The following is an 8800-nucleotide window of genomic DNA, read 5'->3' as shown; positions in this document are numbered from 1 at the left end:
ATCGTCCCCTCCGGCCTTTTTCAATTAACTGATGGGGTCCAGGGGCCTTTCGGCTCCTGGCGGGGGGAGCGCGAGGGGGGCAGAGCCCCTCTCGCATCGCCTTTCCCGCCCGCGCGCCTGACGGCCGTCTCGCCCTCACACCCCCGCCAAGGTCCGCATGGCGTGCAGGCGGGTGGTGGTGGCGGTGGCCAGGGTGGTGTGCCAGGTGGCGGTTTGGGTTTCGTCCTGGGTCAGGGTGTGGCGCAGGCTGGCGATCATGCGGCGCACTTCGGTGGGGGCGGGTCCGCCCAGGGTGGTGCGGCTGTTTACGCACAGGGTGGGGTCCAGGGCTTCGGCGATCTGTGCGGCGGTGAGGCCGGTGGCGTGGCCCGCGACCTCCCGGGCCGCGTCCTCGACCATGGCCAGCGTGGCCTGGTGGGCGCCGAGGCCGGCATCCATCAGGCGGCGCACGACGGCGCCAGCCACGTGGTGGGCGGTGCGGAAGTCCATGGCGCCGTGGCGCACGAGCAGGTCGGCCAGGTCGGTGGCGGTGGAGTGGTTGGCCTGGGCGCGGGCGAGGAGGAGTTCGGCCTTGGGCTCAGCCCCGCCGGCGGCGATGTTGGCCAGCGCCAGGGCGCGCTGGGCCTCGACCAGCCCGCCCCAGATCTGGGAGAGGCCTTCGCGGTGGGCGTCCAGCGTGTTGGTGAAGTGGCTGCCGCGGATGCAGCAGCCGGCGGAGGTGAAGGCGCCGATGAGGTGGGAGGCCTTGGCCTTCAGGTGTTCGAGCACCACGGGGTTTTTCTTCTGCGGCATGATGGAGGAGGTGCCGCAGATGGAATCGGGGAATTCCACCGCCGAGAATTCGTGGCTGACGAAGACGTGCATGTCCTCGGCGAAGCGGGAGAGGGTGAGGCAGAGCGAGGCGGCGGCGGCGGTGATTTCGAGCGCGAAGTCGCGGCTGGCCACGCAGTCGAGGCCGTGTTCCAGCACGGCGTCGAAGCCCAGCAGGTCGGCCACCATCGGGCGGTCGATCGGAAAGCTGGTGGTGGCGAGGGCTGCGGCGCCCATGGGCGAGAGGTTGACGCGCTTCCAGGCATCCCGCAGCCGCGCGGTGTCGCGCTGCAGGGCGGAGGCGATGCCGGACAGGTAGTAGCCGAAGGTGATGGGCTGGGCGGGCTGCAGGTGGGTGTAGCCGGGCATCACGACCTCGGCGAACAGTTCGGCGCGGTCCAGCAGGGTGCGGCGCACGGTGTTGGCGCCGTCCAGCAGGGCCAGCAGGGCGTCGCGGGCGCGCAGCCGGTCCATGGCGGCCGACAGGTCGTTGCGGCTGCGCGCGATGTGCAGGCGCCCGCCGGTATCCGCGCCGATCAGCGCGATCAGCCGGGCCTCGATGTTGAAATAGGCGTCCTCCCGCAGCGGGTCGGCGTCGATGGCCTCGGGGCCTTCGGCGTCCATGCGCAGCAGGGTGGCGGCGATGTCGCGGGCCTGGGCGGGGGTCAGGATGCCTTGCCGGGCCAGCATCAGCAGATGCGCCTGGTTCAGCGCCGACAGCAGCGGGAAGGCGGCCGCGAGTTCGCCGGCCAGGCGCGGGCGATAGATGTTGTCCACCACCTCGGGCGCGATGGACTGCGTCAGCCGGCGGCTGACGCGGGAGAAATCGTTCATGGCCGTGCTGTCCTAAACGGAGGCCGCGTCGCGCGCGGCCACGATGTTGCGCTCCCCTCCGCGGGCCAGCCGGCGTTCCAGCCGGCGCGAGAGGAGGGAGAGCGAGGAGCTGATGACGAAATACACCACCAGCACGAAGGCATAGATCTGGAAGGCGGGGTTGATGCCGAGCATCACGGTGCTGCGCTCGATGACGAGGCCGCCGGCCTTGAGGAATTCCGTGACCCCCACCAGCGCGCCCAGCGAGGTGGACTGGAACAGCAGCGCCAGCAGCCCGGTATAGGCGGGCAGCACCGCGCGCAGTGCCTGCGGCCACAGGATCAGCAGGTAGATCTGGCCGGTGTGCAGGCCGAGGGCGCGCGCGGCCTCCGGCTGGCCATGCGGGACGGAATTGATGCCGGCGCGCACGATCTCCGCCCCATTCGCGCCGCCCCACAGCGACAGGCCGAGGGCGACGGAGGGGAAGGGTTCCAGCGGCACGCCGAGGTAGGGCGCGCCGAAGAAGATGGCGAAGATGGTGACGATCAGCGGGATGTCCCGGAAGGTTTCCACATACAGCGCCACCAGGATGCGCAGGGGCCGCGATTTCAGCGTGGCCAGGCTGCCCAGCACCACGCCGATGGCGGTGGAGGCAATGAGCGTGACCACCGCCAGCAGCAGCGTGGCGCGCAGCCCGATCAGGAACAGGGGCAGGTTTTCGAGGATCAGGTTCATCGGCGGAACGGGGCCTGCAAGCGGTGTTCCAGCAGCCGGACGGCCGCCGAGAGGCTGAGCACCACCGAGAGATAGCCCGCCAGCAGCACGGCCAGCATCTCGAAGGCGCGGAAATCGGAGGCGATGCGGTCGAAGGCCACGCCCGTCAGCTCCTGCACGCCGATCGCGGAGAGGTAGGCGCTGTTCTTGATGACCGAGACGCAGGTGTTGAGCATGGAGGGCAGGCCCACCCGCACCGCCAGAGGCAGCCCTACCAGGCGCAGGTATTGCGCCTGGTTCAGCCCCAGGGCGCGGGCGGCTTCCTTCAGGCCGGGCGCGATGGCGGCCAGCCCGCCGCGCACGTTCTCCACCTGGAAGGCCCCGGCCCAGAGCGTGAGGGAGAGCACGCCCGACCAGAACAGCGACAGTGTGAGGCCGAGCGCCGGCAGGCCGAAGAACACGAAGAACAGCTGCACCAGCAGCGGCGTGTTCCGGATGAACTCCACATAGGCGACGATGAGCTGCGACAGCACGGGCACCCGGGCCACGCGGATGCAGGCGCCCACCAGCCCCACCAGGATGGAGAGCAGGATGGCGATGCCGCTGGCCTGCACCGTCAGCGCCAGCCCGCGCAGCAGAGAGGGCAGGTAGCGCAGCAGATAGGCGATATCGAATTCCACGATGCGTCACCCGCCCCCAGGGAAAGCCCCCCGGCCCGGTGCCGGGGGGCGCGTGGATCAGCGCGCGCTCGGGCGCGGGTCGTTGCCTACCGCGCCTGCGGGCGCGGCTCGTTGAACGAGGAGGAGTAGAAGGGCCGCGTCTCCGCCGGCACCCAGCGCTCCAGCCAGGTGTTGAACAGGTTCTCGCGCTTCATCCGCGCCAGGGCGGCGTTCACCCAGGCCAGCCATTCGGCCTCGTTCTTGCGCACGCCGACGGCGGCGTCGGAGACGGAGAACGCCTCACCCACCAGCCGCAGGGAGGGATCGCGCGCGGCCACCACCACCAGCGTCGCGGCATCATGCGCATAGGCATCGCCGCGGCCCTGCATCAGTGCCTGCAGCGCGTCGGAGGCGGTGTTGAGCCGCAGCGCGTTCAGGTTGGGCATGTTCTGCTCGAACCACTGCGCCTGGGTGGAGCCGCGCAGCATGATGACGGTGCGGTTGGCCACATCGTCCAGCCGGCGGATCGGGCTGTCCCGCCGCACCAGCATGTCCGAGCCGCCCCAGCGATAGGGTTCGGAGAAGTCGATGACGCGGGCGCGGTCCGGCGTGACACCCAGCGTGGCGATCAGGAAATCCACCCGGCGGGAGTTGAGCTGCGGGATGCGGTTCTCGGCGGTCACGCAGGAGAGTTCGATCTTGTCGGCGGAACCGAAGGCCCAGACGGCCATCTGGCGGGCCATATCCACCTCGACCCCCGCGAAGCCGCCATCGGGGCCGCGGAAGCCGTAGGGCGGCTGGTCGCAGCGCACGCCCGCGCGCAGAACGCCCGGCGCGCGGATGGATTGCGGCAGGGGCGGCATCTCCTGCGCCACAGCGGGGGTGGCGAGGCCGAGGGCCATCAGGGCGGTACAGAGGGTACGGCGAAGGGTCTTCATGGTCAGCCTCCTTGTTGTCTCAGGATTGTCCGGGGATGCGGCCCAGCCGCTCGGCGATCACCTCGCCGGGGTTGGCCATGAAATCCCCCAGATGGTAGGCGGCCGAGGCGGCGGGCACGAGGGCACGGCGCAGCGGCGCGAAGGGCACGGCGGGGAAGGGGATGTCCGCGAAGAAGGCGCGGCGGTTGGTGCGGCCGAGCATGAGTTGTGCCGCGTGCCAGCCCAGGAAGCTCATCAGCGCCACGCCATTACCGTTGCAGCCGACCGCGTGCAGCACGCCGTCCTGCTCGGCCACATGCGGCAGGCGGTCGGCGGTCATGCCCACATAGCCGCCCCAGGCATGGGTCAGGCGGATCGGCTCCAGCTCCGGGAAGACGCGCAGCATGCGGGCGCGCAGCAGGGGCGCCAGCTGTTCGGGCGTGGTCCGCAGCGCGCGCGGCCGGCAGCCGAACAGCAGCCGCGTGCCGTCGGGCGAGGGCCGCATGTAGCTGAGCTCGTTGCGGCTGTCGGTCACCATGCGCAGCTTCGGGATCATCCGGGCCAGCATGCCGGGGGGCAGGGGCTCGGTGGCGATCTGGAAGCTCATCACCGGGATCACGCGCTTTTCCAGCCAGGGGCTGGCGGCATCCGTGTAGCCATTGGTGGCGTACAGGATGTGGCTGGCCCGCACCTGGCCGCGCTCGGTGTGGGCGATGTGCCCGCCCGGCACGCGCTCCGTCCGTTGCACGCGGGCGTGGCTGTGCAGGGTGGCGCCGGCCCCGCGCGCGGCGCCGCGCAGGGCCTGGTTCAGCTTGGCCGGGTGCACGCCGCCGTAATCCTCGACCACGAAGCCGCCGTGGAAATAGTCGCTGCCCACCTCCTCCCGCTGCTCGGCGCGGGAGAGGATGCGGATGGTGACGCCGGTCTTGCGGTGCAGGGTCTCGGCGTTGCGCTTCAGGGTTTCCAGGTGGCTGGGGGCGAAGGCGCCGAAGAAGCGGCCGACCAGCTGCAGGTCGGCGTCCAGCTTCTCCCGCGCGACCAGGTCCTTCAGGAATTCGAAGGTGGCCTTGCTGTCCTCCAGCGCGGCGGCGGATTTTTCGGCGGGCAGGCCCTTCAGCGCCTCGGTCAGCACCAGTTTCTGGCCGGAGCTGACCATGCCGCCAGAGCGCGAGGAGGCGCCGCCCCCCAGCGGCCCGCCATCCAGCACCGCGACGGAGGCACCGGCGCGCGCGGCCTCCAGCGCCGCCGACAGCCCGGCGAAGCCGCTGCCGATGATCAGCACGTCGATGTTGTCGGGCAGGGGGGCGTCGCGCGAATCCTCGGGCGGCGCCGCTTCCCACCAATAGGGCTCGGCGCGGAAATCCGGGTGGAAGGCGGGGTTGGTCATGGGTGGGTGTCCTGATGCGCCGCAAGCCACGGCGCGCCGCCGCCGGGGGCCGCGCCCGCCGGACGGTAACCGCCCGATGCTGGGTTGCGGATCGCCATGGCGCATTCACACCCGGGTGGGACGGGGGCGTCAAATGCCTTGAGACACTGTTCCCATAACCGGAAGGCATGATCGCCCGGAATTGCGGCAGGCCGCTGCCCGCCGTGCCGCCTGTGCCTACAGCCGCCGTCTGACCTTGACGGTCTCCAGGGGCGGGGGGCGATGCCCGGCCGGCAGGAGATCGTCCTCGGCCGGGGCCGGCATCTTCGTCCCAGTGCCTTCCGGCATCACGAACGACACCGGCGCGCTGTGCAGCCTGTCCGTCCCCAGCAGGAACACCCGCCCGTTGCGGGGTGCCAGCGGCGCCAGGACCGGGCTGCGCACATCCAGCCCCCCCGTCAGCGCCCCGAAGGCCGGCAGCACCACATGCTGCGGCCCGGTCAGGAAGCAGGGGCGCGACACCCGGCCCGCCCGCGTCTCCAGGCTGGCCTTGGGGTGGTAGTGGCCGCTGATCTCCCCTTCCTTATGGCGCAGGATCGGCCCGCCGCCGATGTGGCGGAACCGCATGGGGCCGAGCGCCAGCTCCTCCACCGCCTCTCCGGGCAGGTTTTCCGGGGGCGCGGGGTCGTGGTTGCCCAGCACCCAGGTCACGCGCAGGCCGGCCAGCAGGCCCAGCAGCGTGGCGCGGTCTTCCTCGGCCAGGCGGGAATGGCCCTCGGCGTCGTGGAAACTGTCGCCCAGCAGCACCAGGTGATGGGGGGCGTAGCGGCGCAGGGCGAAGGCCAGCTTTCGCAGCGTCTCCCGCGTGTCATAGGGCGGCAGCATGCGGCCGCGCGCCGCGAAATGGCTGGCTTTCTCCAGATGCAGGTCCGCCACCGCCATCAGCCGCTGGGCGGGCCACAGCAGCACGCCGGTGGGGCACAGCATCAGGCGTTCGTTCACGATATGCAGGGGGGCCGCGATCATCGGCGGCTCCTCCTCGCGGCGCGGGGTTCCCGCGGGCGGGCGGGCAAAGCTTCGTTCACGTCGATCAACGCCTCATGGAAATGTTCGGTGCCGCCGGTGGCTTCCTCCACCAAGGCGGCGGCTTCGGCCAGCAGCGCGTCCTCCGCGCCGCCCGCCACCCATTCGCGGCCGACCTCGATCAGCGCCGGCACCGCGAGGGGCGACACGCAATCCAGCACCCGGTGCCGGATGCGCCCGCGCGCGCGGGCCAGCAGCGCCGCGATGCGCGAGATGTCCGTGAGGCCGGAGGCGGCTTCGGCCCGGGTCGCGCGCAGCAGCACGTGGTCCGGCTCATGCCGGCGCAGCACGTCATAGATCAGGTCGGAATTCACGGTCATCTGCCGGCCGGATTTCTCCAGCCCGGGGTGATGCTTCTCGATCAGCCCCGCGATCATGGCGATGTTGCGGAAAGTGCGGCGCAGCATGGAGCTTTCCGCCATCCATTCCTCCAGATCCTCGCCCAGCATGTCCTCGGCGAACAGCGTGTCCATGTCGGTGGGCTCGAAGGCGCTCCAGGCCGAGAGCACGTAATCGGTGCTGACATAGCCCATGGGGGCATAGCCCAGCCGTTCCATGCGCTTGGTCAGCAGCATGCCCAGCGTCTGGTGCGCCAGCCGCCCCTCGAAGGTATAGGCGACCAGGAACCAGCGGCCCCCGCGCGGGAAGGTCTCGACCAGCAGCCCGTCGGGTTCGGGCAGTTCGCTGCGCAGGCGCTGCATGTCCAGCCATTCCCGCACCGGGTCCGGCAGGGCGTGCCAGCGGGTGGGGTCGTGCAAAATCTCCCGCACCTCGGAGGCAAGGTAGGTCGAGAGCGGCATGCGGCTGCCGCTATAGGCGGGCACGCGCGGCTCGCCCGGGCCGCCGCCGGGGCGGACGACGGCGGTCACCCCCTCCATCGCCTCGAAGCGCAGGACCTGGCCGGCGAACAGGAAATTGTCGCCCGGGCGGAGGCTGGCGACGAACCATTCCTCCACCTCCCCCAGCATGGGCCCGCCGCGCATGCGCAGCTTCACCAGCGGCTGCTCGATGATGGTGCCGAGGTTCATGCGCAACTGCCGCGCCACGGCCGGGCCGCGCACATGCATCCGCCCCTCGGCGTCGCGGAACAGGCGGCGGTAGCGGTCATAGACGCGCAGCGCGTAGCCGCCATCCTCCACGAAGCGCAGCGTGTCGTCGAAATCCCGGCGGCTGAGCGCGGCATAGGGGGCGGCGCGCGTCACTTCCGCGAACAGGTCATCGGGCATGAAGGGCCCGTGGCAGGCCATGGCCAGGATATGCTGGGCCAGCACGTCGAGGCCCCCCGGGCGCGGCGGGTCGCCATCCTGCTTGCCGGCGCGCACGGCGCCCAGGGCGGCCACGCACTCGATCACCTCGAACCGGTTGGCGGGCACCAGCGTGGCGCGGGAGGGCTCGTCCATCCGGTGGTTGGCCCGCCCCACCCGCTGCAACAGGCGCGAGACGCCCTTGGGCGCGCCCACCTGGATCACCTGGTCCACATCCCCCCAGTCGATGCCGAGGTCGAGGCTGGAGGTGGCCACCACGGCGCGCAGCTTGCCCGCGGCCATCGCGGCCTCCACCTTGCGGCGCTGCTCCACGGTCAGGGAGCCATGGTGCAGGGCGATCGGCAGCACCGCCTCGTTCAACCGCCAGAGGGCGGCGAAGATCAGCTCCGCCTGGGCGCGGGTGTTGACGAAGACGATGGTGACGCGCGCGGCCTCGATCCGGCGATAGATCTCGGGCGCCGAGGCCAGGCCCATATGCCCGCCCCAGGGCAGATGCCCCTCGGGCAATTGGATATCCAGCTCCGGCAGGGCGCCGCCCTTCACCTCCACCAGCCGGGCATCGGCGGGGATGCCGCTGGGGGCGACATAGGCGCGCAAGGCCGTGGGGTGGGCCACGGTGGCGGACAGCCCCACCCGCCGCGCCCCGGGTGCCAGCGCCGAAAGGCGGGACAGGCACAGCGCCAGCTGGTCGCCCCGCTTGGTGCCGGCCAGGGCATGGATCTCATCGATCACCACGCAGGACAGGCCCGCGAACATCTCCCCGGCGTCGGGCAGGGAGAGCAGCAGGGTCAGGCTTTCGGGCGTGGTCAGCAGGATGTTCGGCGGTGCCTCCCGCTGGCGGGCGCGGCGGTTGGCGGGGGTGTCGCCGGTGCGGGTCTCGATGGAGATGGACAGGCCCATCTCCGTGACCGGGGCGGTCAGGTTGCGGGCGATATCCACCGCCAGCGCCTTCAGCGGCGACACGTAAAGGGTGTGCAGCCCCTCGCGCGGGGCGGCCGCCAGCTCCAGCAGGCTGGGCAGGAAGCCCGCCAGCGTCTTGCCCGCGCCGGTGGGGGCGATCAGCAGGGTGCTTTCCCCGGCCCGCGCGGCGTCCAGCATGGCGATCTGGTGCCGCCGGGGTTGCCAGCCGCGCCGATCGAACCAACCCTGTAAAGGTTCCGGCAATGTTCTCAC

The 8800-nt window shown here is 71.2% G+C and carries 7 protein-coding genes; all 7 read right to left on the bottom strand.

Annotation, left to right across the window (positions count from 1 at the left end; translation table 11 throughout):
• Positions 1–135: 135 nt before the first annotated feature.
• The gene (gene argH, locus GT007_RS16840; RefSeq protein ID WP_160122815.1) at positions 136–1644 is read right to left on the bottom strand and encodes an argininosuccinate lyase; all 1509 of its coding nucleotides are present in this window, start codon (positions 1642–1644) and stop codon (positions 136–138) included.
• A 12-nt stretch (positions 1645–1656) separates the two neighbouring features.
• The gene (locus tag GT007_RS16835) at positions 1657–2358 is read right to left on the bottom strand and encodes an amino acid ABC transporter permease (protein WP_160122814.1); all 702 of its coding nucleotides are present in this window, start codon (positions 2356–2358) and stop codon (positions 1657–1659) included.
• Positions 2355–3017 (bottom strand): amino acid ABC transporter permease, encoded by a 663-nt coding sequence (locus GT007_RS16830; protein WP_160122813.1) that lies wholly within the window; start codon positions 3015–3017, stop codon positions 2355–2357. Before GT007_RS16830 ends, GT007_RS16835 begins: the two co-directional genes overlap by 4 nt.
• Before the next feature lie 86 nt (positions 3018–3103).
• Positions 3104–3934, bottom strand: coding sequence for a transporter substrate-binding domain-containing protein (locus GT007_RS16825; protein ID WP_201451959.1), 831 nt, complete (start codon positions 3932–3934; stop codon positions 3104–3106).
• 19 nt (positions 3935–3953) lie between these two features.
• Positions 3954–5300: an NAD(P)/FAD-dependent oxidoreductase gene (locus tag GT007_RS16820; protein ID WP_160122812.1), complete on the bottom strand. Its 1347-nt coding sequence runs from the start codon at positions 5298–5300 to the stop codon at positions 3954–3956.
• A gap of 216 nt (positions 5301–5516) precedes the next feature.
• Complete coding sequence (gene pdeM, locus GT007_RS16815; protein WP_160122811.1) at positions 5517–6305, bottom strand: ligase-associated DNA damage response endonuclease PdeM; 789 nt, start codon at positions 6303–6305, stop codon at positions 5517–5519.
• Positions 6302–8800, bottom strand: coding sequence for a ligase-associated DNA damage response DEXH box helicase (locus GT007_RS16810; protein ID WP_160122810.1), 2499 nt, complete (start codon positions 8798–8800; stop codon positions 6302–6304). The genes pdeM and GT007_RS16810 overlap by 4 nt, the downstream gene beginning before the upstream one ends.

Source organism: Rhodovarius lipocyclicus, from assembly GCF_009900765.1.
Classification (GTDB): Bacteria; Pseudomonadota; Alphaproteobacteria; order Acetobacterales; family Acetobacteraceae; genus Rhodovarius; species Rhodovarius lipocyclicus.
Note: the sequence above shows the minus strand (reverse complement) of the source record. Positions and strands in the feature narration are given on the sequence as shown.

What these genes read in the sequence shown, in the direction of transcription:
- GT007_RS16825 (WP_201451959.1), bottom strand. Translation starts at nt 3,934, where the DNA reads ATGAAGACCCTTCGCCGTACCCTCTGTACCGCCCTGATGGCCCTCGGC.
- GT007_RS16835 (WP_160122814.1), bottom strand. Translation starts at nt 2,358, where the DNA reads ATGAACCTGATCCTCGAAAACCTGCCCCTGTTCCTGATCGGGCTGCGC.
- pdeM (WP_160122811.1), bottom strand. Translation starts at nt 6,305, where the DNA reads ATGATCGCGGCCCCCCTGCATATCGTGAACGAACGCCTGATGCTGTGC.
- argH (WP_160122815.1), bottom strand. Translation starts at nt 1,644, where the DNA reads ATGAACGATTTCTCCCGCGTCAGCCGCCGGCTGACGCAGTCCATCGCG.
- GT007_RS16820 (WP_160122812.1), bottom strand. Translation starts at nt 5,300, where the DNA reads ATGACCAACCCCGCCTTCCACCCGGATTTCCGCGCCGAGCCCTATTGG.